The following is a 25,483-nucleotide window of genomic DNA, read 5'->3' as shown; positions in this document are numbered from 1 at the left end:
AAATCAATCATCGCTAGCTTTCTTGTTCTCGCTGCGCGATTTCTTTTTCCTCCTGCACTGGTGGGGTTAATGGTCCGCATACCCGCTGTGCAAGCCAGGTTGCCAGCGTCACCAACAGCCACGAAATCAGCGTTGCCACCACCAAATCACGGGGCCAGTGCATGCCTAACAGCAAGCGGCTGCCCATCACGCCGGTCGCCCAGATCAGCAAAAACACAATCGTCAGCGTACGTCTGCGCGGCCATAACAGCCCTACGCCCAGTAAAGCCCAACTGGCGGCAAACATCGTATGTCCGGACGGAAAGGCAAACCCCGTTTCTTTTTGCCAGTGCTTGCGTAAAAACGTTGGAATATCCTGCTGTTCGGCCAATTGTTCTTTGACTAAATGCCCACGATCTTTACGTTTTAAAGTGTAGAACTCATCAACCGGAATATGGTGCGTTTTTTCCAGCCACACGACAAAAGGTCGCGGTTCTTGCACCCTGTCTTTTACCCAGGACTTCACGCCCTGTCCCACTAAAATCGCCGCTGCCAGAATAGCAAACAGCATTACCGCGGCTTTAAGTCGAAAACGCAAGCACCACAGAAACCATGCACAAAGCGCAACGTGAGTGATAATTCCCCACGGCTGCGTCACCGTTTCCGTTACCCAGTACAAGGACTTTAACCACCAGACATTGTGCCCCGGCTGCCAGCTCCAGCCTGATACCCATACGGCAACCGGCATGATAAGTAGCAGTCCGGTACCCACTGCGGTGCGCTTTGCAATAGACAGCATTGCCTCTCCTTTCGTCGATAAGTATCACAATCATAACTGAAAAATTCACACGTCGGGAAAATTGACAATTTTGTGCCATTCCAAAAGCGAATCCGTGGTCGCGATTAGGTGAACGTCGTTGCCTTATGGCAAAATAGTGTAATACAGAACAGAAGCCGACAGGCGAAGGCACGACGAGTGCCAGCATAATCTGGAGAATTACATGCAGCTTAAACGTGTGGCAGAAGCCAAACTGCCAACCCCCTGGGGTGATTTCCTGATGGTGGGATTTGAAGAACTGGCAACCGGACACGATCATGTCGCACTGGTTTTTGGCGATATCACAGGCCAAACACCTGTCCTGGCACGCGTCCACTCCGAATGTCTGACTGGCGATGCGCTGTTTAGCCTGCGTTGCGATTGCGGTTTCCAGCTTGAAGCGGCCCTCACCCACATTGCTGAAGAAGGGCGTGGTATTCTGCTTTATCACCGTCAGGAAGGACGCAACATTGGCCTGCTCAACAAAATCCGCGCTTACGCGTTGCAGGACCAGGGTTATGATACCGTTGAAGCGAATCATCAGTTGGGATTTGCGGCAGACGAGCGCGATTTCACGCTGTGTGCCGATATGTTCAAGCTGCTGGGCGTGGATGCGGTACGTTTGCTGACCAATAACCCGAAGAAAGTAGAAATCCTGACCGAAGCGGGAATCAATATTGTTGAACGCGTGCCGCTGATCGTGGGCCGTAATCCAAAAAATGAACATTATCTGGACACCAAAGCCGCCAAGATGGGACATTTGCTGGGCAAATAATCGTTGTCACCGCCTATCAAAAAGCCTGCTCTCGCAGGCTTTTTTGCATTTTAATTCAACATATTACGAATCACGTAGTGCAGAATGCCGTCGTTTTGGTAATACGTTAGCTCCGTCGCGGTATCAATGCGACAGCGGCATAGAATCACCTCTTTACGCCCATCTGCGCGGACCATACTCACCGGAACTGTCGCCCCCGGTTTAATGTTTTGTAGGTCCGTAATATCGATCGCCTCCTCACCGGTTAATCCCAGCGTTTTACGCGTGACGCCCTGCGGGAACTCCAGCGGTAAAATGCCCATGCCAATCAGGTTAGAACGGTGAATTCGCTCAAAAGACTCTGCGATAACCACGCGAACGCCCAGCAAACGTGGGCCTTTCGCCGCCCAGTCGCGGCTGGATCCGGATCCATATTCTTTCCCGGCAATCACCGCCAGAGGCACGTTCTCCTGCTGGTATTGCATGGCCGCATCATAAATAGCCACCACTTCGGTTCCCGGCAAATGACGCGTCATGCCACCTTCCACGCCAGGTACCATCTCATTGCGAATACGAATATTGGCAAAGGTACCACGCATCATCACTTCATGATTCCCGCGTCGTGAACCGTAGGAGTTAAAATCTTTACGCTCAACGCCATGGCTTTGCAGATAACGCCCCGCCGGGCTGTCTGGCTTAATACTGCCGGCAGGAGAAATATGGTCGGTGGTAACAGAATCTCCGAGCATCGCCAGAATACGCGCACCGTGAATGTCCTGAACCGGATCCGGCGTAGCCTGCATACCATCGAAGAACGGTGACAAACGGATATAGGTCGAGTCAGACTGCCAGCCATAGGTATCAGCGCGATCAACCTGGATTGCTTTCCATTCTGGCGTGCCTTCAAAGACTTCAGCATACTCTTTATGGAACATGGCGGTAGAGACCTGCTCAACGGCGCGGGCAATTTCCTTGGCTGTCGGCCAAATATCTTTCAGATAAACAGGATCGCCTTTTCTGTCATGGCCTAACGGATCTTTCGTCAGATTGATATTCATATTCCCCGCCAGCGCGTAGGCCACCACCAGCGGCGGAGACGCCAGCCAGTTGGTCTTCACGAGCGGATGGATACGACCTTCAAAGTTACGGTTTCCAGAAAGCACTGCCCCAACCGTAAGATCGCCTTTTTTGATGGCTGTTTCGATAGGATCGGGTAAGGGTCCAGAGTTGCCAATACAGGTGGTACAGCCATAACCCACAAGATTAAATCCCAGCTCATCAAGGTACGGAGTGAACCCAGCCTTTGCCAGATAATCGGAAACCACCTTCGATCCTGGCGCCAACGAGGCTTTCACCCATGGCTGGCGTTTCAAACCAAGCGTTACGGCTTTTTTCGCCAGCAGCCCCGCCGCCATCAATACGCTTGGGTTTGAGGTGTTGGTACAAGAGGTGATAGCGGCTATCACCACCGCGCCGTCCGGCAGCTTATACTGCTGACCGCTCATGGTATAGTCCACTGGCTGACGGTCTTTCAGCGAGCTATTCACCTCGAGTTCATTACTCGCCGAAAAGGCTTTCGGCACATCAGCCAGCGCCACCCGATCCTGCGGACGCTTCGGTCCAGCAAGGCTTGCCTCTACGCTGCCCATATCCAGCTCCAACGAACTGGTAAACACCGGTTCATCCCCTGGGTTACGCCACATTCCCTGCGCTTTGGCATAGGCATTGACCAACTCAACCTGTTCCTCACTGCGCCCGCTCAGACGCATATACTCAAGGGTAATGTCATCGATCGGGAAGAAACCGCAGGTTGCGCCGTATTCCGGTGCCATGTTCGCAATGGTTGCTCGATCGGCCAGAGGTAAGGTGTCCAGCCCATCACCGTAGAATTCAACGAATTTACCGACTACACCGTGCTTACGCAGCATCTGGGTGACGGTCAGAACCAGGTCGGTGGCGGTGATGCCTTCCCGCAGTTTACCCACCAGTTTAAAGCCCACAACATCCGGGATCAGCATTGAGACCGCTTGACCCAGCATTGCCGCTTCAGCTTCAATGCCTCCAACGCCCCAGCCCAGCACACCGAGACCATTAATCATCGTGGTATGGGAATCGGTACCGACCAGTGTATCGGGATAAGCCACCCACTCACCGTCCTGTAACTCGCTCCAGACTGCTTTGCCAAGATATTCAAGGTTAACCTGGTGGCAAATCCCCGTACCCGGCGGTACAACGCTGAAGCGACTAAATGCCTGCTGTCCCCATTTCAGGAACACATAACGTTCATGGTTACGTTCCATTTCCAGGCGCACGTTTTCTTCGAAAGCATCATCATCACCGAAACGATCCACCGTTACCGAGTGGTCAATGACAAGATCCACTGGCGAAAGCGGATTCACTTTTGCCGTATCCCCACCCAGACGTTTCACCGCTTCGCGCATGGCGGCGAGATCGACCACCGCCGGCACGCCGGTAAAATCCTGCATCAGAACACGAGCAGGTCGATAGGCAATTTCTCGATCGGCATGAGCGGTCTTCAGCCAATGCGCAAGCGCATGAATATCATCTTCGGTAACGGAATTACCGTCCTGCCAGCGAAGCAGGTTTTCCAGCAAAACTTTTAGCGATTTCGGTAAACGGGTGATATCACCCAGTGATTTAGCGGCCAGCGGCAGACTGTAGTAACGGTAGGTTTTATCTTTAACCTGCAATGTGTCCTTACTGGCTTCTCGTAGGGTCGACGACATAGCTCCTCCTTAATGACAGGGTTGGATCCCCTGATTTTCCTCAGGGTTAGTATTAAAGATAACACAAACAAAATGTAACGCTTTGATAACAACTCAAATTGATAAAAGTGGAGGGCTACAAAAGGGGCAACTGAAGTATCTGGCGAGGAGAAAGGTTTAAGCGGTCAAGGTTAATACGGTGATAAGCATGGCTCATCACGATTGCCCGGAATAAAATATTTGCAGTACAAGACAACGGACTAATAATAATTATAAAATTCGTATCAATTATTGTTTCTGTTCATCATCATCCGCAAACAGATCGATAAACGCCTGTTGTTCAGGAGAGAGTTTCCAGGTCGCTGGAATATTCGGCTTATTCTCTGCGCTGCGTTGACTCTCTTGTTCAGGGTCATCCGGAGATGGCATCACGGTGGAGCGTTGTTCCAGTGTGGACATGACCTACCCCCACACATTCCAGGCCACGAGCGCGACAATAATCCAGAACACGGCAGAACCAAGAAACACAGCGAACCAGGCTTTACGTTTCATGACGGGATCCCGGCGTGCTGGCTGGTTTCCTGAAGGCATCGCTAACCTCATACTATCGAAATCACTTATCATTTAAGCACCAAACAATCGGTACAATTAATCATCAGATAGGAGGAATCCTAATAAAAAAGGTCAAAAAAAGCCAGTTAATTTTCATACTCGACCTGATAAATAAATTAATTATTTGATCGGTTATAAATATTTGAGAGGGATTTTTGGCGACCTTACTAATTTGAAACTACTTTAGCAAGTGTTTACCATAAACAATATATGGTTAATATATAGAGGAAAAATATTGAATAGATTCAGACTCTGCCGTCGGTATCGCTTTATGTTTGAGGATACCGACGAGGTAACAGCCGTTATTATTTCTCGGGCAATTTAATATCTTTAAACATGGCTTCAATATCGTCGTTGGAACGTAGCGCCACCGCCGTATCCACCACATCACGCGTCAGATGCGGCGCGAAACGTTGAATAAAATCATACATGTAACTGCGTAAAAAAGTGCTGCGACGAAAACCAATCTTGGTGGTGCTATGGCTGAAGATATCATGGGCATCAACGCGCACCAGGTCAGGGTCGGAGACAGGATCAACCGCCATACTGGCAATTACCCCCACGCCGAGGCCCAGGCGTACATAGGTCTTAATGACATCGGCATCGGTCGCGGTAAAAACTATACGCGGCTCAAGCCCCGCACGGTTGAACGCGGTGTCCAGTTCCGAACGTCCGGTAAATCCAAACGTGTAGGTCACCAGCGGATACTGCGCCAGTTCTTCAATGGATACGGCGGATTTGCCCGCCAACGGATGGTCTGGCGTAACGACAATCGAACGGTTCCAGTGGTAGCAAGGCAGCATCACCAGATCGTCATACAGGTGCAGGGCTTCGGTCGCGATAGCAAAATCTGCATTCCCTTTCGAGACGGCTTCGGCGATTTGCGTCGGCGACCCCTGGTGCATATGCAATGAGACGCGAGGATAACGCTCAATAAAGCCTTTAATGACGTTCGGCAAAGCGTAACGCGCCTGAGTGTGCGTGGTGGCGATATACAGTGAGCCTTTGTCCGGCCAGGTATGTTCGCCAGCAACGGACTTAATGGCGTCCACCTTCGACAAAACTTCTCGCGCGATTCGAATGACTTCCTGCCCCGCTGGCGTAACCTGGGTCAGGTGCTTACCGCTACGGGCAAAAATCTGGATGCCAAGTTCATCTTCCAGCATACGAACTTGCTTACTGATACCTGGCTGCGAGGTATAAAGCCCTTCCGCCGTTGAGGAGACATTAAGGTTGTGGTTCACCACCTCAACAATGTAGCGAAGCTGCTGTAATTTCATGTTAAGCCATCCCGATTTGCGCCATCAAATCATCGTTTCAGAGCAGGCTCGTTGGCGCTGCTAATACGATTTAATAATAAAAAGTGTGTTAACTATAACCACTATATCATTTCTATGTGAGCTGTATAGGGATGACAAAAAATAATACGCCAGAAATAAATATCCTCCGGCATAGCCGGAGGTTTTTCGGATGCGCCTATAAGGCTCTGTTACCAGCCGCGCCCTAACAGGCGCATACGATCTGACATTTGCATCAGACTTCGTTACTTACGGCCCGTAAACGGGCTACCCGGATAAGCGATCGATAACTGCTCACCCATTTTATCTTCTGCAAGCTGGTGCTTTATGTATTCCTGTATCTTCACCGTGTTCTTACCCACCGTATCTACGTAGTATCCCCGGCACCAGAACTCTCTATTCCTGTACTTGAATTTCATATCCCCAAACTGTTCATACAGCATCAGACTGCTTTTCCCTTTCAGATACCCCATAAAGCCGGATACGCTCATTTTGGGTGGGATTTCCACAAGCATATGGATATGATCCGCACAGCATTCCGCTTCCAGGATCCGCACGTTTTTCCACTCACACAGCTTTCTTAAAATGCTGCCTATCGCCCTGCGTTTCTCCCCGTAGAATGCTTGTCTTCGGTATTTGGGCGCAAAAACTATGTGATATTTACAGTTCCATCGGGTGTGCGCTAAGCTCTTTTCGTCCCCCATTGGGACCCCCTTTTGATTTCTTGTTAAACATTTGCAGTTGCCAGACCGCAATGTGTTTTAACAAATCAAAAGGGGTTTTAATAACTGGCCCAAAGCTGAAAGCTTTCCGGAACCCCCAGCCTAGCTGGGGGTTTTCTGTGCACAACAAAAAGGGCCGCTTACGCGACCCTTTGAGGAGAAATTCAGCCGGAATGCTGTTATTTCTTCCCTTCTACCCATTTACCGTCAACGAAGAACGCGGACCAGCCGGTCGCCTTACCGTCTTTCTCCGCAGCAACGTATTGCTGCTTGGTTTTACGGCTGAAACGAACCATGGACTTGTTGCCGTCCGGGTCAGTCTGCGGCGCATCTGCCAGATAGCGCAGTTTTTCCGGCAGACGATCGCGGAAGCGGTACAACTCTTCAACCAGCGGCGCACGTGTCTCACGTGATTTCGGGAACGTATTTGCCGCCAGGAAGATACCTGCAGCACCATCACGTAACACGAAATACGCATCAGATTTTTCACACGGCAGTTCTGGCAACGGAACCGGATCCTCTTTCGGTGGAGCAACTTCACCGTTACGCAGGATCTTACGGGTATTTTTGCACTCGTCGTTGGTACACGCCATGTACTTGCCGAAACGTCCCATTTTCAGGTGCATTTCAGAGCCACATTTCTCGCACTCAACGATAGGACCGTCATAACCCTTGATGCGGAATTCGCCTTCTTCGATCTCATAGCCGTCGCAGGTAGGGTTATTACCGCATACATGCAGCTTGCGCTTAGGATCGATAAGGTAGCTGTCCATCGCCGTGCCGCACTTCTGGCAGCGACGTTTGGCGCGCAAAGCGTTGGTTTCCGCATCGTCGCCTTCCAGCACGTTCAGCACTTCATTTTCCGGCACCAGGTTAATGGTGGTTTTGCAACGCTCTTTCGGGGAAAGCGCATAGCCAGAACAACCCAGGAAAACGCCAGTGCTGGCGGTACGAATACCCATCTTGCGTCCGCAGGTTGGGCAATCAATGCTGGTCAGCACCATCTGGTTCGGACGCATACCGCCCTCTTCAGGATCTTTCTCGGCTTTATCCAGTTGCTGAGTAAAATCAGTGAAGAAGTTGTCGAGTACGCCCTTCCATTCGGCTTCGTGATTTGCCACCTGGTCGAGACTGTCTTCCATCTGCGCGGTAAAGTCGTAGTTCATCAGTTCGCGGAAGTTTTCTTCCAGACGATCGGTGACGATTTCACCCATTTTTTCAGCGTAGAAGCGACGGTTCTCAACGCGAACATAACCGCGATCCTGAATCGTAGAAATGATCGACGCGTACGTGGATGGGCGACCAATACCACGTTTTTCAAGCTCTTTCACCAGCGAAGCTTCACTGAATCGCGCAGGCGGTTTGGTAAAGTGTTGCGCAGGTGTCAGTTCAATGAGCGTCAACGTATCGCCTTTATCCACCGCAGGTAAAATGCGGTCTTCATCGCCCTTACGCAGCGCAGGCATCACTTTCGTCCAGCCATCGAAGCGCAGAATACGACCACGCGCCTTCAGACGGAAATCACCCGCGCCCACCGTCAGCGTGGTGGAATCATATTTAGCAGGCGTCATCTGACAGGCAACAAACTGGCGCCAGATCAGCTGATACAGTTTTTGCGCATCGGCTTCCATATCTTTCAGCGATTCCGCCTGAACGGCGACATCGGAAGGACGGATAGCTTCGTGCGCTTCCTGCGAGTTCTCTTTGCTGGCGTACTGGTTCGCGCTCTCCGGCAGATACTTTTTGCCGAAATTATCGCTGATGTAATCGCGAACCATGTTCACCGCATCCTGGCTCAGGTTGGTTGAGTCAGTACGCATATAAGTGATGTAGCCCGCTTCATACAAGCGCTGCGCCATCATCATGGTTTTCTTCACGCCGAAGCCCAGACGCGTGCTGGCGGCCTGCTGTAGCGTGGAGGTGATGAACGGCGCGCCCGGCTTGCTGCTGGTCGGCTTATCTTCGCGTTCCAGAACGCTGTAGCGCGCTTTTTCCAACAGGCTAACGGCGGCAAGCGTTTGTTCCCGGTTGACCGGACGGAACGGTTTATCATTCTGATGCGTCACCTCAAGCGGTAACGCGTCACCGCCTGGCGTGGTCGTGTTAGCATCAATTTCCCAGAACTCTTCAGGAACGAATGCTTTGATTTCGCGTTCACGCTCAACCACCAGACGCACGGCAACCGACTGTACGCGGCCTGCTGACAGGCCTCGCGCAATTTTTTTCCACAGCAGCGGCGACACCATATAGCCCACAACACGGTCCATAAAGCGGCGCGCCTGTTGCGCATTGACGCGGTCGATGTTCAGTTCGCCCGGTTTTTCAAACGCCTGACGAATAGCGTTTTTGGTAATTTCGTTAAACACCACGCGACTGTAGCGGGTGTCGTCGCCACCGATCACTTCCCGCAGGTGCCACGCAATGGCTTCCCCTTCGCGGTCAAGGTCGGTTGCGAGATAGATGTGGTCGGCTTTTTCAGCCAGTTGCTTCAGTTCAGAAACAACTTTTTCTTTACCGGGCAGCACTTCATAGCGCGCATCCCAGTTGTGCCACGGGTCAACACCCATACGATTGACGAGAGCGCCACGTTCATCCTTTTTGGGCTTTTTAGCCGTTTTGGTGGAGGTTGAGTCGGCGCTCTTTTTAGTTGCTGAGCCACTGGTCGGCAAATCACGGATATGACCGACGCTGGATTTCACCACGTAGTCATTACCCAGATACTTGTTGATCGTTTTGGCTTTTGCCGGGGACTCAACGATGACAAGAGCTTTACCCATATTCACCTTTACCTAATTTGATTCTTCCAGAATGCGTCGCACGTTGATTCACCTTCCACTGGCGACGAGACATCGATATGGTCTCTGCGTCGGCGGATATCAACCCTTAAACTAATTCGCGCTTGTAATGTAACTCTCATGTAACTGAGTTAACAGGCTTTTTCGCTCACAAACGCTATAGCACGACGGAGTATTGGTCGAATGTCAAGCAAATCTGTTGCCAGATTGACGAAAGCGTCACACTGTACCTGATAAAATGCGTTACGCAACTTTATTAGCATGCAAAAACAAATCTCGCCACTTGCAACACTGTCGTAAGACCTTCATTTAAGTCAGGGAATATTTGCCCATAAGCCGGGCTCGGCGTAGACTAATGTCCTTGTTTAAGGAGTAAATAATGCATAAAGACACTCAACCCATCGATCGCGAAACACTGCTGATTGAAGCCAACAAAATCATTCGTGAGCATGAGGACACGCTGGCGGGGATTGTCGCCACCGGCGTAACGCAGCGAAATGGCGTGCTGGTTTTCAGCGGAGATTACTTTTTAGACGAGCAAGGGCTACCGACGCCCAAAAGTACGGCGGTGTTTAATATGTTTAAACATCTGGCGCACGTACTTTCTGAAAAGTATCACTTGATCGATTAACACGAGAAATGATTTGCCGGATGACGGCTGCGCCTCATCCGGCAATTAAAATTTTACATCAGCGGTTTTTGTCCTCGCTGCCACCAACGCATCAGTAAACGATCGGCGCTCTCGGCGGCACTGCCGGTAAAACGGTCCATCAGTTTTTTACGCTGCAGATAACGTACGTTTAATACGTCACGACCGTCCATCAGTCCGAGGATCACCTCATCACTGGTATTGATCTCATCCACCAGCCCGTTGGCCAGCGCCTGTTGACCAAACCAGTGTTCACCCGTGGCAACCTGCTCAATGTCCAGAGTCGGACGCATGCGCTGTACAAAATCTTTAAACAGATGATGGGTTTCGTTCAGGTCTTCGCGGAATTTCTGCCGCCCTTCTTCCGTGTTTTCACCAAGTAAGGTCAGCGTACGCTTATACTGTCCGGCGGTGTGCAGTTCGATATCAATATCTTTCCCTTTCAGGAAGCGGTGAAAGTTCGGGATCTGTGCCACAACGCCAATAGAGCCGACAATAGCAAACGGCGCCGAGACAATTTTATCCGCCACGCAAGCCATCATATATCCGCCGCTCGCAGCGACTTTATCTACCGTAACGGTCAGCGGGATCTGCTTATCGCGCAGACGTTGTAACTGGGACGCGGCCAGGCCATAGCCGTGTACTACGCCGCCCGGACTTTCCAGACGAACCACGACCTGATCCTGGGGTTTAACGACCGCCAGCACTGCCGTCACCTCTTCGCGTAATGCGCTGACCTCATGGGCATCCATACTGCCTTTAAAATCAAGTACCCATACCCGTGGTTTATCAGATGACGTACTGTCTCCCAGTTTCGCTTTTGCCTTAGCGGCCTTCGCCTCAAGTTTGTGTTTCTTTTTCTGCGCCTTATGCCAGAATTTTTGCTGATGCCCATCCAATAAAGCCAGCGACAGGTCTTCTTTCATCTCTTTATATTGTTCGCTGAGATTAATAACCCGCAATTCCCCACGCTGACGTTTGCGTTGTGTCGCGTTTACGATCAGCATAACTACCACCGCAATAGCCACCACGACAGTGACAATTTTTGCCAAAAACAACCCATATTCAGACAACAATTCCACGTGACCCACCTTGGTTAAACAACGCTACTTTCGCTCAGTGTACAACAGCCTTGTTAACCCGTCTTGCTTCATCCATTCAGTAAAAAGCATGACAACGCGTTCATTTTGCGGTGTTATTGCCTTTGGCTGATTGAAAAAGAACAGGGTTTAAGGCATAAAGCCCAAAAGTTATCGCGAACGAGATGGCCAGGACGTCGCCGAGGAGTAGCCGTGCATTATCAACCGAAACAAGATCTTCTACAGGACCGCATTATTCTGGTCACCGGTGCCAGCGATGGTATCGGGCGTGAAGCCGCACAGACCTACGCGCGTTACGGCGCGACCGTGATTCTGTTAGGGCGTAACGAAGAAAAACTGCGTCAGGTTGCCCGCTCCATCGCCGAAGAAAAAGGTACGCAACCACACTGGTTCACGCTGGATCTGCTCACCTGTACGTCTGACGAATGCCACCAGCTCGCACAGCGCATTGCCGCGCATTTCCCGCGTCTGGATGGCGTACTACATAATGCCGGATTGCTCGGTGACATTTGCCCGATGAGCGAGCAAAACCCGCAGGTATGGCAGGACGTGATGCAGGTAAACGTGAACGCCACCTTTATGCTGACTCAGGCATTGCTGCCGTTGTTGCTCAAATCAGATGCCGGATCGCTGGTCTTTACCTCCTCCAGCGTCGGTCGCCAGGGGCGCGCCAACTGGGGGGCATACGCCACCTCCAAATTTGCTACCGAAGGAATGATGCAGGTTCTGGCTGATGAATATCAGAACCGCCACCTGCGCGTAAACTGTATCAATCCTGGTGGAACGCGTACCGGCATGCGAGCCAGCGCGTTCCCGACGGAAGATCCGCAAAAATTGAAAACCCCCGCCGATATTATGCCGCTCTACCTGTGGCTGATGGGCGATGACAGCCGCCGTAAAACCGGTATGACTTTCGATGCCCAGCCGGGCCGTAAACCAGGAATCGCCCAATGAGTGAAGAACGCTATCAGCAGCGCCAGCAGCGCGTAAAAGACCGGGTTGACGCCCGTGTTGCCGCCGCCAGAGACGAGCGCGGGATTATTATTGTGTTCACCGGAAATGGTAAGGGTAAAACCACCGCCGCGTTCGGTACCGCCACGCGCGCAGTAGGCCACGGTAAAAAAGTCGGCGTAGTGCAATTTATTAAGGGGACGTGGCCAAACGGTGAACGTAACTTACTCGAACCCCACGGCGTTGAGTTTCAGGTCATGGCGACAGGATTTACCTGGGAAACGCAGAACCGCGAGTCCGACACCGCAGCCTGCATGGCCGTATGGGAACACGGCAAGCGGATGCTGGCCGACGCTGAGATGGATATGGTGATACTGGACGAGCTGACCTACATGGTTGCATACGACTATCTGCCGCTCGACGAGGTCATCAATGCCCTAAACGCGCGCCCTGCCCATCAAACGGTCATTATCACCGGTCGTGGATGTCATCGCGATATTCTGGAGTTAGCGGATACGGTTAGCGAACTGCGGCCGGTTAAGCACGCCTTTGAAGCGGGCGTGAAAGCCCAGATGGGGATCGATTACTGACAGTAGGCCGGATAAGGCGCTTACGCCGCATCCGGCTCCACGCTAACGCCTGATGGCGCGTTGCTTATCAGGCCTACTCATGATTAACCGTTGTTGCTGCGACCGCCCGGACGACGGCTGCCGCCAACCTGAGAGTGGCGCTTCACCGCACGGCGGATCTGGTTTGCCTTCATACGGCGACGATCTTTCTCGACGGCAACTTTAGAGGTGGTTTCCGGCTTCAGTTCCACCAGTTCACGCAAATAGTTGGTCTGCGCGAGGTCAAGTTCCGTCCAGCCGCCACGCGGCAGGCCCTTCGGCAGTGGGATATCACCGTAACGTACACGGATAAGACGACTTACCTGCACGCCCACGGCTTCCCACAGGCGACGGACTTCACGGTTACGCCCTTCGGTCAACGTGACGTTATACCACTGGTTGATCCCTTCACCGCCGCTGAACTTGATCGTTTTAAATGCGGCCGGACCATCTTCCAGCTGCACGCCACGACTCAGATCGCGCAGTTTTGCGTCATCAACCTGACCAAACACACGCACCGCATATTCACGTTCAACTTCGCGGCTTGGGTGCATCAGACGGTTCGCCAGTTCGCCATCGGTGGTAAACAGCAGTAAACCACAGGTATTCACGTCCAGACGTCCCACGGCAATCCAGCGCGCATCGCGCAGTTTTGGCAGACGATCAAACACGGTCGGACGACCTTCCGGGTCGTTACGGGTACACAGTTCACCTTCTGGCTTGTAATAAGCCAGAACACGGCAGATTTGCTCCGCAGATTCTTTCACCGAAATCAGATGACCGTCGATACGGATTTTCAGACCCGGCGTAACTTCAACGCGATCGCCGAGCGTGGCAATTTTGCCATCAACGCTCACGCGACCCGCGGCAATTATGGATTCAATTTCACGGCGAGAACCGTGGCCAGCGCGCGCCAGCACTTTTTGTAACTTTTCGCTCATAGAGCTTCCTTTAGATGTCGCCTTCACAGGCGTCGAACAGGAGAATCAACGGCGCCAGTCAGCGCCATTTTAAGGCCGCGTAGTATAGCGGTTCGCGCCCTTATAAGAAAGGTTTAACGTCGCCGACGCCTTCGCGCAATACCACCGGGGAATCATCGGTTAAATCGATAACCGTGGTTGGCTGCTGGCCGAGATATCCACCGTGGATAATCAAATCCACCACTTTCTCCAGACGATCTTTGATTTCTTCCGGATCTGACTCGGTAAATTCGCTGCCCGGCAGCATCAGTGATGTAGAGAGCATAGGCTCGCCCAGCGCTTCCAGCAGCGCCAGCGCAATCGGATTCGAGGGTACACGCAAGCCGATGGTCTTACGTTTTTCCTGCAACAGTCGGCGTGGTACTTCTTTCGTCCCCTTCAGGATGAACGTGTAGTTACCCGGCGTGTTGTTTTTAATTAAACGGAAAGCCACGTTGTCGACAAACGAATAGGTCGACAGTTCGGACAGGTCACGACACATCAGCGTAAAGTTGTGCCCGTCCGGCAGGTGACGGATGCGACAAATGCGCTCCATTGCGCCTTTATCTTCAATTTTGCAACCCAACGCATAGCCGGAATCAGTTGGATAGACGATCACCCCTCCTTTACGCACGATTTCAACGGCCTGATTGATCAGGCGCTGCTGTGGGTTTTCGGGATGAATATAAAAAAACTGGCTCATACTTTCCTCTCTGTGGTCTCGGGCTGTTCCCAAAGTTGCCAGACGCCTTCTACGCCTGCGGGCAACCAGAGTTTACGACCCAGCTCAATCCATGGGCAGGGTAGATGAAAATCAGACCCTTGCGATGCCCACAGTTGATGCTGACGCGCAAGCGTCGCCAGATGGGTGCGTTCATTGGGAGACTGCTGGCACTGTGCCACTTCCATCGCGTCGCCGTGATGTTCAGCAAAATGCGCAACCAGTCTTTTCAGCCACTTAGCGCTAAGATCGTACCGCCCAGGATGAGCCAGAACTGCCTTACCGCCAGAATGATGAATGACATCAATAGCTTGTTCTATTGTACACCACTGTGGCGGAACGTAACCGGTTTTCCCACGAGCAAGATATTTTTTAAAGACATCCGCCATGGTTGTGGCTTTTCCGCACTCCACCAGGAAACGCGCGAAATGCCCCCGAGTGATCGCCCCGCCATCAGCCAGGCGTAATGCCCCTTCCCACGCGCCGGGAATATGCGCTTTGTCGAGTCGTTCAGCAATCAGGCGCGCGCGCTGCTGACGACGTTCCGTTTGCTGCGCCAGAAATTCGCACATCATTGGATGGGCGATATCAATGTTCAGACCCACGATATGGATCTCATGGTTTTCCCAGACTGTTGATATCTCGACGCCAGGGATCAAATTTAACGCTAAACCCGCACGTGAAATTTCTTCTCTTGCCGCCGCAATACCCGCCGTGGTGTCATGATCGGTGATCGCCAGTGTACCGACTCGCATCTCTACCGCACGGTGTACTAAGGCTTCTGGCGTTAATCGCCCATCGGAGGCTGTAGTATGACTGTGCAGGTCATAAATCACTGCGTAATTCGTGTCGCTCAATGCGGCTCCCGTTTCACTAAATGTCTTAACACGCTCATCATAGCGGTTTAGACAAATATACTGAAATCAGGTGTTGACTTTATTCCATTGAACTAGTTAACTAGTACGCAAGTTCACATGAAGAAGGTATCTGAGATGAAAGCAACATTTGTTCTGCACGGTTGGTGGCGCACTTCCTGATTTCGGGCAGTGTCTTACGTCTGCAATATGCAACCAGATACCCGGCCCGCCAAATGAGCGGGCTTTTTTTTGAACAAAATTAATGAGAATAACGATGCAAACACAAAAACCGACACTCGAACTGCTTGCCTGCGATGCCGCCTACCGTGAAAATCCGACGGCGCTGTTTCATCAGGTGTGTGGCGCACGTCCGGCAACGCTGCTGCTGGAATCTGCCGATATCGACAGCAAAGACGATCTGAAGAGCTTGCTGCTGGTCGACAGTGCATTACGCATTACCGCCATCGGTGACACTGTCACCATTCAGGCATTATCCGCTAACGGCGCATCGCTGCTGCCGCTGCTGGATGCTGCCCTGCCAGCGGGTGTTGAGAACAAACAACAACCGAATGGTCGCCATCTGCGATTCCCTGCCGTTAGCCCGCTGCTGGATGAAGATGCCCGCTTATGTTCCCTGTCCGTATTTGATGCCTTCCGTTTATTGCAGGAGCTGGTTAATGTTCCTGCGCAAGAACGTGAAGCGATGTTCTTCGGCGGTCTGTTTTCCTACGACCTGGTTGCCGGTTTTGAAGATTTACCTCAGCTTGAAGCGGGCAACCGTTGCCCTGACTACTGCTTCTATCTGGCAGAAACGCTCATGGTCATCGACCATCAGAAGAAAAGCACCCGCATTCAGGCCAGCATATTTACCCCCAGCGATGCAGAAAAACAGCGTCTTAATGCCCGTCTGGCGCAACTGAGCCAGCAGCTTACCGAACCTGCGCCGCCGCTGCCCGTCACTGAAGTTCCGCACATGCGCTGCGAATGCAATCAGAGCGATGAAGAGTTTGCCGCCGTGGTTCGTGGTATGCAAAAAGCCATTCGCGCTGGCGAAATTTTCCAGGTGGTTCCATCCCGTCGTTTCTCGCTGCCCTGCCCGTCACCGCTGGCGGCCTACTATGTGCTGAAGAAAAGTAACCCCAGCCCGTACATGTTTTTTATGCAGGACAACGATTTCACCCTGTTCGGCGCCTCTCCGGAAAGCTCGCTGAAATACGATGCCACCAGCCGGCAGATTGAAATCTACCCGATTGCCGGGACCCGCCCACGCGGTCGTCGTGCGGACGGTTCACTGGATCGCGATCTCGACAGCCGTATTGAGCTGGAGATGCGTACCGATCATAAAGAGCTTTCCGAGCACCTGATGCTGGTAGACCTGGCGCGTAACGACCTGGCGCGCATCTGTACGCCCGGCAGCCGCTACGTTGCTGACCTCACCAAAGTGGATCGTTATTCCTTCGTTATGCACCTGGTTTCCCGCGTAGTCGGCGAGCTGCGTAGCGATCTGGATGTTCTGCATGCTTACCGCGCCTGTATGAACATGGGTACGCTAAGCGGAGCGCCGAAAGTTCGCGCCATGCAGCTTATCGCCGAGGCCGAGGGCCGTCGTCGCGGCAGCTATGGCGGCGCAGTAGGTTACTTCACGGCCCATGGCGATCTGGATACCTGTATTGTGATTCGTTCCGCCCTCGTGGAAGACGGTATTGCCACCGTACAGGCTGGTGCCGGAATTGTTCTGGATTCCGTTGGGCAGTCAGAAGCCGATGAAACCCGTAATAAAGCGCGTGCGGTTCTGCGTGCTATCGCCACCGCACACCACGCACAGGAGACCTTCTAATGGCTGACATTCTGCTGCTCGATAATATCGACTCTTTTACCTATAACCTAGCAGATCAGCTGCGTACTAACGGTCATAACGTGGTGATTTACCGCAACCATATTCCGGCCCAGACATTAATAGACCGCTTAGCGACCATGAAAAATCCGGTGCTGATGCTCTCTCCAGGTCCAGGTGCGCCAAGCGAAGCGGGCTGCATGCCGGAGCTGTTAACCCGCCTGCGCGGCAAGCTGCCAATCATCGGCATTTGTCTGGGGCATCAGGCCATTGTCGAGGCCTATGGTGGATACGTGGGACAGGCTGGGGAAATCCTGCACGGCAAAGCGTCCAGCATTGAACACGACGGTCAGGCAATGTTCGCCGGTCTGGCAAATCCGCTGCCGGTGGCGCGCTATCACTCGCTGGTTGGCAGCAACGTTCCAGCCGGATTGACCATCAACGCCCACTTTAACGGCATGGTGATGGCGGTACGTCACGATACCGATCGCGTATGTGGCTTCCAGTTCCATCCAGAATCCATTCTGACCACCCAGGGCGCACGTCTGCTGGAGCAAACGCTGGCCTGGGCGCAACTGAAACTCGAACAGACCAATACCCTGCAACCTATTCTGGAGAAACTGTATCAGGCCCAGACGCTGTCTCAGCAGGAAAGCCACCAGCTGTTCTCCGCCGTGGTACGCGGTGAACTGAAGCCGGAACAACTGGCTGCGGCGCTGGTGAGCATGAAAATTCGCGGCGAGCACCCGAATGAAATTGCCGGTGCGGCAACCGCGCTGCTGGAAAACGCCGCCCCGTTCCCGCGACCTGATTATCTGTTTGCCGATATTGTCGGTACCGGTGGTGACGGCAGCAACAGTATCAATATTTCCACCGCCAGCGCCTTTGTGGCGGCCGCTTGCGGACTGAAAGTCGCCAAACACGGCAACCGCAGCGTCTCCAGCAAGTCGGGCTCTTCGGATCTGTTAGCGGCTTTTGGCATCAATCTGGATATGAACGCCGATAAATCCCGTCAGGCACTTGACGACCTCGGTGTGTGTTTCTTGTTTGCGCCGAAATACCACACCGGTTTTCGCCATGCTATGCCGGTACGCCAACAGTTGAAAACCCGTACGCTGTTTAACGTCCTCGGCCCGTTGATTAACCCGGCACATCCGCCGCTGGCGCTGATCGGCGTTTACAGTCCGGAACTGGTGCTGCCGATTGCCGAAACGCTGCGCGTGTTGGGGTATCAGCGGGCAGCCGTGGTGCACAGCGGAGGCATGGATGAAGTTTCCCTGCATGCACCGACCATTGTGGCAGAGTTGCATGATGGCGAAATCAAGAGCTATCAACTGACGGCGGAAGACTTTGGCCTGACGCCTTACCACCAGGAACAGCTGGCTGGCGGCACGCCGGAAGAAAACCGTGACATTCTTAGTCGCTTGTTACAAGGTAAAGGTGAAGCCGCTCATGAAGCTGCTGTTGCCGCGAATGTCGCCATGTTAATGCGCCTGCACGGTGAAGAAGATTTAAAAGCCAATGCGCAAACCGTGATTAATGTACTGCGCAGCGGTGCGGCCTATGACCGTGTCACTGCACTGGCAGCAAGAGGGTAAATGATGCAAACCGTTTTAGCGAAAATTGTCGCAGACAAGGCGATTTGGGTAGAAGCCCGCAAACAGCAACAACCGCTGGCCAGCTTTCAGAATGATGTTCAACCCAGCTCTCGTGATTTCTACGATGCGCTGCAAGGTGCACGCACCGCCTTTATTCTGGAGTGCAAAAAAGCGTCTCCGTCAAAAGGCGTGATCCGTGATGACTTCGACCCGGCACAGATTGCGGGCGTATATAAACAATATGCTTCCGCGATTTCCGTACTGACCGATGAGAAATATTTCCAGGGGAGCTTTGATTTCCTGCCCATCGTCAGCCGCATCGCACCGCAACCGATTCTGTGTAAGGACTTTATTATCGATCCTTACCAGATTTACCTGGCGCGCTTCTATCAGGCGGACGCCTGTCTGCTGATGCTGTCGGTGCTTGATGATGAGCAATATCGTCAACTCGCCGCCGTCGCCCACAGTTTGAAAATGGGCGTACTGACCGAAGTCAGTAACGATGAAGAGCTGGAGCGTGCTATCGCACTGGGTGCCAAAGTCGTCGGTATCAACAACCGTGATTTACGCGACCTGTCGATTGATCTGAATCGCACCCGCCAACTGGCGCCGCGACTAGGTCATGGCGTAACCGTCATCAGCGAGTCGGGTATCAATACCTATGGTCAAGTGCGAGAACTCAGCCACTTCGCCAACGGTTTTCTGATTGGCTCTGCGTTGATGTCGCATGATGATCTGCATGCTGCCGTGCGTCGAGTTCTGCTCGGCGAAAATAAAGTCTGCGGTTTAACCCGGCCTCAGGATGCAAACGCGGCATACGAAGCGGGTGCCATATACGGCGGGTTGATTTTTGTGTCCACATCGCCACGCGCGGTCAGCGTTGAACACGCGCGCGAGGTCATGACCGGCGCACCGCTGCAATATGTCGGGGTGTTTCGCAACGCAGAGATCACCGACGTGCGTGAAACAGCGGTGGCTCTGGGGCTAACAGCCGTGCAATTGCATGGTAGCGAAGACCAGGCCTATGTTGACGCCCTGCGCGACGCGCTACCCGAACAGGTGCAAATCTGGAAGGCGTTAAGCGTCAGCGAAACGTTGCCAGCTCGTGATTATCAGCACGTCGATAAATACGTATTCGACAATGGTCAGGGCGGCAGCGGTCAACGCTTCGACTGGTCACTTTTAGGCGGACAATCGCTGGATAACGTTTTACTGGCTGGCGGACTCGGCGCTGATAACTGCGTTGACGCGGCAAAAACCGGCTGTGCCGGTCTCGATTTCAATTCTGGCGTAGAGTCACAGCCGGGCATCAAGGATGCACGTCTTTTGGCTTCGGTCTTTCAGACGCTGCGCGCATATTAAGGAAAAGGACATGACAACATTACTCAATCCGTATTTTGGTGAATTTGGCGGTATGTATGTGCCACAGATTCTGATGCCTGCCCTGCGCCAGCTGGAAGAAGCTTTTGTCAGCGCGCAAAAGGATCCTGAATTTCAGGCGCAGTTTACAGACCTGCTGAAAAACTATGCTGGTCGTCCAACTGCCCTGACCAAATGCCAGAACATTACTCAAGGCACCAACACTACGCTGTATCTCAAACGTGAAGATTTGCTGCACGGCGGCGCGCACAAAACCAACCAGGTGTTGGGCCAGGCGTTGCTGGCGAAGCGTATGGGGAAAACGGAGATCATCGCCGAAACCGGCGCGGGCCAGCACGGTGTTGCATCAGCTCTCGCCAGCGCACTGCTGGGGCTGAAATGCCGTATTTATATGGGTGCAAAAGACGTTGAACGCCAGTCGCCAAACGTTTTCCGTATGCGTCTGATGGGGGCTGAAGTTATCCCGGTTCACAGCGGTTCTGCAACCCTGAAAGATGCCTGTAACGAAGCGCTGCGCGACTGGTCTGGCAGCTACGATACCGCGCACTATATGCTCGGTACGGCGGCGGGTCCACATCCCTTCCCGACCATTGTTCGTGAATTTCAGCGCATGATCGGCGAGGAAACTAAAGCGCAGATCCTTGAAAAAGAAGGTCGCCTGCCGGACGCGGTTATCGCCTGCGTGGGCGGAGGTTCTAACGCCATCGGTATGTTCGCGGACTTTATTAATGAAACCAGCGTCGGTCTGATTGGCGTCGAGCCTGGCGGTCATGGGATTGAGTCAGGGGAACATGGCGCACCGTTGAAGCATGGTCGTGTCGGGATTTACTTCGGCATGAAATCCCCGATGATGCAGACCGAAGAAGGACAGATTGAAGAGTCTTACTCTATTTCCGCGGGGCTGGATTTCCCGTCTGTCGGGCCGCAGCATGCGTATCTGAACAGCATTGGTCGCGCCGATTATGTTTCGATCACCGACGACGAAGCGCTTGAGGCCTTCAAAACGCTGTGTCTGCACGAGGGGATTATTCCGGCGCTGGAGTCCTCCCATGCCCTGGCACACGCATTGAAAATGATGCGTGAAAACCCGGAAAAAGAGCAGTTACTGGTGGTTAATCTCTCCGGTCGCGGCGACAAAGACATTTTCACCGTACACGATATTCTGAAAGCGCGAGGGGAAATCTGATGGAACGTTACGAAAACCTGTTTGCACAACTGAAGGACCGCAAAGAAGGTGCTTTTGTCCCCTTCGTAACCCTGGGCGATCCGTCTGTTGAGCAGTCACTGAAAATCATTGATACGCTGATTGAAGCCGGTGCCGATGCCCTTGAGCTCGGTATTCCGTTCTCCGATCCGCTGGCTGACGGTCCAACCATTCAGGAAGCCACCTTGCGTGCGTTTGCCGCCGGCGTCACGCCGTCGCAATGCTTTGAAATGCTGGCGCTGATTCGCCAGAAGCACCCTACGATTCCCATTGGCTTGCTGATGTATGCCAACCTGGTGTTTAGCAAGGGCATTGACGAGTTTTACGCCCAGTGTGAAAAAGTTGGCGTGGATTCCGTGTTAGTAGCCGATGTTCCCGTTGAAGAGTCCGCGCCATTCAGAGCTGCGGCGCTCCGCCACAACATTGCGCCAATTTTTATCTGCCCACCGAACGCTGATGAAGAACTGCTGCGCCAGATAGCCTCTCATGGCCGCGGCTATACCTATTTGCTTTCGCGTGCGGGCGTGACCGGTGCAGAAAATCGAGCGGCATTACCGCTGCATCACCTGGTCGAAAAGTTGAAAGCATATGATGCTCCGCCTTCTTTACAGGGATTTGGTATCTCTGCGCCTGAACAGGTAACCGGCGCGATTGACGCTGGCGCTGCTGGCGCTATTTCCGGCTCGGCAATAGTGAAAATCATTGAGAAAAATGTTGCGATACCGGAACAGATGCTGGCTGAGCTGAAAGCTTTTGTCAGCGCGATGAAAGCCGCCACCCGGCAGTAAGCTAAATCAACCGCCAGAGACTTCTGGCGGTTTTACGCTTCTTTCGTGTGCTTCATTTTATACATGGCGCTATCTGCATTCTGAATAGCCACATCCAGTTCACCGTTCACCTCTGCAATCCCCCACGATACTGACAATGGCACAGTATGACCGTCCACTACAAACACATGGCTGGTCACCTGCCCGCTGATACGTTGAGCGATTGCGATGGCATCAGTTGCCTGCGAGCGAAACAGCAGGATCATAAATTCATCCCCGCCGGTACGAATCACAATATCGTGACTGGTGCGGGTGTTTGATAACATCCTGTTGGCGATAATTTGCAGCGCACGATCGCCTGCCGCGTGACCCCAGGTATCATTGACGGCCTTGAACTTATTGCAGTCCAGTAGCACCACCGAACAGTGTGATAAATCTCGGCGCTTGATGATGTCGAGTATTCGGCGATTAAAGCAACCGGTCAGGGTGTCTATATAAACCTTCAGGTCGCTTTCGTTCAGCCATGATTTTAGCGAGAAACTAATCATGATGAAAAAGAACGGCGCCAGCAGGATCACGATCCCGGCATGGGTATCGCGCGTCATAAAACGGCCTAATGAAAGCGAATAGTGCAGCGCATATTTCTCCGAAAAATTGCGCACTAAAAAACGGGATTGACCTGTACATTTACCGGATAAACAGAGACTTTCATTGTTGGTCAAATTTACCAATTCCACATTCAGCTCAGGTGGGAGCTGGTAGTCAAATGCTTGAGCCAACGCTTCCTGCAATTCGGGCTTTGAATGGTCATAAACCAGATAGGCCACGATTTGGTCTGATATCTCTTTGCCAGACAGATCGTAGATATAGCTCACCACGCTGTAAGCTTTTTCACCGGTAATTTTATCGGTATAGAAGTTCGTTGAACTAAGGGCTTTGTTTTTGACGTTTTTTTGCAACAGTCGGGTATAGAAATCGACCGGCGGATAGAAAAAGTTGGTGAGATCCCGCGCCATTTCAGAATTTGAGAAACTGAAGTTGCGCGAATCGGAAGCCATAAACCAGTAAAAATAATCTGAATTTTTGGCGATAATATAACGATGTGCATCGAAGCTGCCCGGATTTAGCTCATTAACCATACCGCGAATAAACTCCGCCGCCGTATACATACACAGCGCGTTGTGGCTGGCTTGCTGGGCAATAATTGTCCCCGTTACCGAATGCAGACGCTTTGGGTCAGCGTTAATTCCCCATTCAATCTCATTGCGGGGAACAAATTGTGAAATATCGCCACATTGCTCACCCGATTTAATATGGTGATAGCGCTCACCAATCGCATCGGCGATCAGCTCGTTATCGTTAAAAATGTCCATCATGCGCGCTTGCATGCGGTTAACACCGTCACTGACTGCAGCCATCCGCTGCTCATAAATTATAAACAGAAACAACGACGTAAATATCAACGTAATGAGCCCTGATACCAGCAGTGCCTGCCTGTTTCTGAGCTTGTCCTGCACAATCTTCACGAGTTCACCCTGATAGTTAACATATTGCCAAACCGGTTACCCGTTTCTGTCGTTGCATAACTGCGCTGTATGTTGATTGAGAATGTTAACCGTCCCTTAGCTGATGCCTTAGAAGCCCGCCATTGTGTGCGCTAAAGTTACAGACTTATACAATAAAAGCACATTTTTGTTAACATAAATGCAAACTAATCATCACCCTCAATCGGATACCCTGCCCGACGAATGGCCTCACGACAATCGCTCACGCCTGCGGCATAGCCCGCTTCAATCTCACAAACAGGACTGGCGCTGCAATAAGGTAGTTTAACCGGAGTCGCAATGCGTTTCTCCAGCACTTCAATTTTATCCATAAAATTCAATAAATCACGCGCGGCACTCACGGCGAACTCTGCCGTTTCATCTCCGGTGAAAGGTTCCAAAAGTGTGATTTTTTGTTGTAGCAGGTGGCGAGTCAACATCATCGTCAATACCCTCAAAGCCAGTTTGCTTAAAGAGTAGCATTACATCGACGGGGAGAAAGGCAGGAAGAAATAAACTGGTAATAAAAAAGCTGACCGTGGAACGATCAGCTTTTCAGTATTTTAATCACGGACTTAGAAGCGATAACCCGCGGAGAACATAAACACCCACGGATCGAGGCGGACGCTGTCATGCTGCTGCGCGCCAGCCAGTTTGTAGCTCGCGGTGGTGTCGATATCCATGTACCAGACCGACATGTTAATCAGCCAGTCGCGGTTAATCAGATAGTCCATACCCACTTGCCCTGCTGCGCCCCAGGAGTCTTTCAGGCTCAGGTCAGATAAACCGGTTTCTTTGCCGTTATTGTTAAAGCCTTCGTCAAAGAAGGTGGTGTAGTTCACACCGACACCAACGTACGGACGCAGTTTGCTGCTGGAATCGCCGAAATACCACTGCGCCATTAAGGTCGGCGGTAAATGGTGAACGGTCGCAATATCACCTGTTGTGGCAGTGCCAATTTTATGGCGGAACGGCGTGGCTGCCAGTAATTCAACACCGATATTGTCGGTTGCCATGTAGGTAAATGTCAGACCCAACTGCGTGTTATTGCTGACATCAAAGCCACCCAAGCTTCCCAGCGTACCACCCGCGCCTTCCGTCGGTCTGACGGTGGCAGAACCTGCACGAATAAAGAATTCTCCGGCCTCATGCGCAAATACGTTACCAGAGAGAAGAGTTGTTAAAGCCACTGCTGCAACTGTTAATTTTTTCATGTCCGCTCCATCGTTATGGTTATAAAAGCGGAACGAATATACCCACATTGGAGTAATAAGTGATCTAACCTGGATCACATTGACTTTGATAATTTAACATTTATTGATCCAGATTAAGTTAGAACTTGCATTCAAAATCCTGGTTAACCTAATTCAGATCAATTTTGATATATTTTCGCCACGCAAGTACCTGACCTCCGTTGCAGAATAGCGATGGTTATTTGTTCGTGATGCGCAGAGAACAACCAACGTTCTTGCATGACGCTGAAGTCATAGTCAAAAATTACCGGGGCTTTACAAAGATATGCTTTTCCATACACCGCGCGATGCTGCCACTGTAGAGTTATCCAGGGTACAATTGCCCACAAATGAACACCTGCAAAACTCAAGGAGA

The 25,483-nt window shown here is 52.1% G+C and carries 24 protein-coding genes, 1 pseudogene and 1 other annotated feature; of the genes and pseudogenes, 11 read left to right on the top strand and 14 right to left on the bottom strand.

Going from position 1 to position 25,483, the window contains the following annotated elements; translation table 11 throughout:
• Window positions 1–13 precede the first annotated feature (13 nt).
• Window positions 14–778, bottom strand: a complete 765-nt coding sequence (gene pgpB / locus GFC06_RS15105) for a phosphatidylglycerophosphatase B (RefSeq protein WP_046275276.1) — start codon at window positions 776–778, stop codon at window positions 14–16.
• A 202-nt stretch (window positions 779–980) separates the two neighbouring features.
• On the opposite strand from pgpB, the gene ribA reads away from it, so the two are divergent.
• Window positions 981–1,571: a GTP cyclohydrolase II gene (gene ribA / locus GFC06_RS15100; protein ID WP_016153247.1), complete on the top strand. Its 591-nt coding sequence runs from the start codon at window positions 981–983 to the stop codon at window positions 1,569–1,571.
• A gap of 50 nt (window positions 1,572–1,621) precedes the next feature.
• On the opposite strand, the gene acnA is transcribed toward ribA, so the two are convergent.
• The 6 genes from acnA to topA form a co-directional block, all read right to left on the bottom strand.
• Entirely contained in the window at window positions 1,622–4,297 is a 2,676-nt protein-coding gene (acnA, locus tag GFC06_RS15095) for an aconitate hydratase AcnA (protein ID WP_153690315.1), read from the bottom strand.
• 267 nt (window positions 4,298–4,564) lie between these two features.
• Window positions 4,565–4,735: a hypothetical protein gene (locus GFC06_RS23255; RefSeq protein WP_194831197.1), complete on the bottom strand. Its 171-nt coding sequence runs from the start codon at window positions 4,733–4,735 to the stop codon at window positions 4,565–4,567.
• 3 nt (window positions 4,736–4,738) lie between these two features.
• Window positions 4,739–4,879: a YmiA family putative membrane protein gene (locus GFC06_RS15090; RefSeq protein ID WP_213238933.1), complete on the bottom strand. Its 141-nt coding sequence runs from the start codon at window positions 4,877–4,879 to the stop codon at window positions 4,739–4,741.
• Window positions 4,880–5,193: 314 nt separating this feature from the next.
• Complete coding sequence (gene cysB, locus GFC06_RS15085; protein WP_016153251.1) at window positions 5,194–6,168, bottom strand: HTH-type transcriptional regulator CysB; 975 nt, start codon at window positions 6,166–6,168, stop codon at window positions 5,194–5,196.
• A 263-nt stretch (window positions 6,169–6,431) separates the two neighbouring features.
• The gene (tnpA, locus tag GFC06_RS15080; protein WP_131381019.1) at window positions 6,432–6,890 is read right to left on the bottom strand and encodes an IS200/IS605 family transposase; all 459 of its coding nucleotides are present in this window, start codon (window positions 6,888–6,890) and stop codon (window positions 6,432–6,434) included.
• Window positions 6,891–7,087: 197 nt separating this feature from the next.
• On the bottom strand, window positions 7,088–9,685 hold the full coding sequence (topA, locus tag GFC06_RS15075; protein ID WP_016153252.1) for a type I DNA topoisomerase: 2,598 nt from the start codon (window positions 9,683–9,685) through the stop codon (window positions 7,088–7,090).
• Window positions 9,686–10,082: 397 nt separating this feature from the next.
• Here topA and GFC06_RS15070 point away from each other — a divergent pair, with 397 nt between their 5' ends.
• Window positions 10,083–10,334, top strand: a complete 252-nt coding sequence (locus tag GFC06_RS15070) for a YciN family protein (RefSeq protein WP_003020616.1) — start codon at window positions 10,083–10,085, stop codon at window positions 10,332–10,334.
• Between the two features lie 53 nt (window positions 10,335–10,387).
• Here GFC06_RS15070 and sohB read toward each other — a convergent pair whose 3' ends face one another.
• Window positions 10,388–11,434 carry a protease SohB gene (gene sohB / locus GFC06_RS15065; RefSeq protein WP_153690314.1) on the bottom strand — a complete coding sequence of 349 codons (1,047 nt, stop codon included), beginning with the start codon at window positions 11,432–11,434 and terminating at the stop codon, window positions 10,388–10,390.
• Window positions 11,435–11,644: 210 nt separating this feature from the next.
• Between sohB and GFC06_RS15060 the strand changes: the two genes are divergently transcribed.
• Both GFC06_RS15060 and cobO read left to right on the top strand, forming a co-directional pair.
• The gene (locus tag GFC06_RS15060; protein WP_016156651.1) at window positions 11,645–12,406 is read left to right on the top strand and encodes a YciK family oxidoreductase; all 762 of its coding nucleotides are present in this window, start codon (window positions 11,645–11,647) and stop codon (window positions 12,404–12,406) included.
• Window positions 12,403–12,993: a cob(I)yrinic acid a,c-diamide adenosyltransferase gene (cobO, locus tag GFC06_RS15055; protein WP_153690313.1), complete on the top strand. Its 591-nt coding sequence runs from the start codon at window positions 12,403–12,405 to the stop codon at window positions 12,991–12,993. Before GFC06_RS15060 ends, cobO begins: the two co-directional genes overlap by 4 nt.
• Window positions 12,994–13,076: 83 nt before the next feature.
• On the opposite strand, the gene rluB is transcribed toward cobO, so the two are convergent.
• The 3 genes from rluB to rnm form a co-directional block, all read right to left on the bottom strand.
• Window positions 13,077–13,952 carry a 23S rRNA pseudouridine(2605) synthase RluB gene (gene rluB, locus GFC06_RS15050; RefSeq protein WP_006684306.1) on the bottom strand — a complete coding sequence of 292 codons (876 nt, stop codon included), beginning with the start codon at window positions 13,950–13,952 and terminating at the stop codon, window positions 13,077–13,079.
• 100 nt (window positions 13,953–14,052) lie between these two features.
• Complete coding sequence (locus GFC06_RS15045) at window positions 14,053–14,673, bottom strand: L-threonylcarbamoyladenylate synthase (RefSeq protein ID WP_016153256.1); 621 nt, start codon at window positions 14,671–14,673, stop codon at window positions 14,053–14,055.
• Window positions 14,670–15,548: an RNase RNM gene (gene rnm / locus GFC06_RS15040; RefSeq protein WP_029139558.1), complete on the bottom strand. Its 879-nt coding sequence runs from the start codon at window positions 15,546–15,548 to the stop codon at window positions 14,670–14,672. Before rnm ends, GFC06_RS15045 begins: the two co-directional genes overlap by 4 nt.
• 135 nt (window positions 15,549–15,683) lie before the next feature.
• Here rnm and trpL point away from each other — a divergent pair, with 135 nt between their 5' ends.
• From trpL to trpA, 6 genes are all read left to right on the top strand, one after another.
• Window positions 15,684–15,728, top strand: a complete 45-nt coding sequence (gene trpL / locus GFC06_RS15035) for a trp operon leader peptide (RefSeq protein ID WP_012905981.1) — start codon at window positions 15,684–15,686, stop codon at window positions 15,726–15,728.
• Window positions 15,705–15,799, top strand: a sequence feature (Trp leader region). Its footprint overlaps the gene before it by 24 nt.
• A 23-nt stretch (window positions 15,800–15,822) precedes the next feature.
• Complete coding sequence (locus tag GFC06_RS15030; RefSeq protein ID WP_016156654.1) at window positions 15,823–17,385, top strand: anthranilate synthase component 1; 1,563 nt, start codon at window positions 15,823–15,825, stop codon at window positions 17,383–17,385.
• Window positions 17,385–18,980, top strand: coding sequence for a bifunctional anthranilate synthase glutamate amidotransferase component TrpG/anthranilate phosphoribosyltransferase TrpD (gene trpD / locus GFC06_RS15025; protein ID WP_153690312.1), 1,596 nt, complete (start codon window positions 17,385–17,387; stop codon window positions 18,978–18,980). Before GFC06_RS15030 ends, trpD begins: the two co-directional genes overlap by 1 nt.
• 3 nt (window positions 18,981–18,983) lie before the next feature.
• On the top strand, window positions 18,984–20,342 hold the full coding sequence (gene trpCF / locus GFC06_RS15020; RefSeq protein WP_151223144.1) for a bifunctional indole-3-glycerol-phosphate synthase TrpC/phosphoribosylanthranilate isomerase TrpF: 1,359 nt from the start codon (window positions 18,984–18,986) through the stop codon (window positions 20,340–20,342).
• Window positions 20,343–20,352: 10 nt separating this feature from the next.
• Complete coding sequence (gene trpB / locus GFC06_RS15015; RefSeq protein ID WP_003020645.1) at window positions 20,353–21,546, top strand: tryptophan synthase subunit beta; 1,194 nt, start codon at window positions 20,353–20,355, stop codon at window positions 21,544–21,546.
• Window positions 21,546–22,352, top strand: a complete 807-nt coding sequence (trpA, locus tag GFC06_RS15010; RefSeq protein WP_053388565.1) for a tryptophan synthase subunit alpha — start codon at window positions 21,546–21,548, stop codon at window positions 22,350–22,352. Before trpB ends, trpA begins: the two co-directional genes overlap by 1 nt.
• 32 nt (window positions 22,353–22,384) lie before the next feature.
• Here the strand turns inward: trpA and GFC06_RS15005 are convergent, their stop codons facing one another.
• From GFC06_RS15005 to ompW, 3 genes are all read right to left on the bottom strand, one after another.
• Entirely contained in the window at window positions 22,385–23,857 is a 1,473-nt protein-coding gene (locus tag GFC06_RS15005) for a GGDEF domain-containing protein (protein WP_016153261.1), read from the bottom strand.
• 185 nt (window positions 23,858–24,042) lie between these two features.
• Window positions 24,043–24,318 carry a hypothetical protein gene (locus tag GFC06_RS15000; protein WP_016153262.1) on the bottom strand — a complete coding sequence of 92 codons (276 nt, stop codon included), beginning with the start codon at window positions 24,316–24,318 and terminating at the stop codon, window positions 24,043–24,045.
• Between the two features lie 132 nt (window positions 24,319–24,450).
• Complete coding sequence (gene ompW / locus GFC06_RS14995; protein ID WP_016153263.1) at window positions 24,451–25,089, bottom strand: outer membrane protein OmpW; 639 nt, start codon at window positions 25,087–25,089, stop codon at window positions 24,451–24,453.
• A gap of 283 nt (window positions 25,090–25,372) precedes the next feature.
• Between ompW and GFC06_RS23400 the strand changes: the two are divergent.
• A pseudogene (locus tag GFC06_RS23400) lies at window positions 25,373–25,459 on the top strand (YkgJ family cysteine cluster protein); the annotation flags it as partial.
• Window positions 25,460–25,483 lie beyond the last annotated feature (24 nt).

The sequence above is a fragment of the Citrobacter braakii genome, from assembly GCF_009648935.1.
Taxonomy (GTDB): domain Bacteria; phylum Pseudomonadota; class Gammaproteobacteria; order Enterobacterales; family Enterobacteriaceae; genus Citrobacter; species Citrobacter braakii.
Note: the sequence above shows the minus strand (reverse complement) of the source record. Positions and strands in the feature narration are given on the sequence as shown.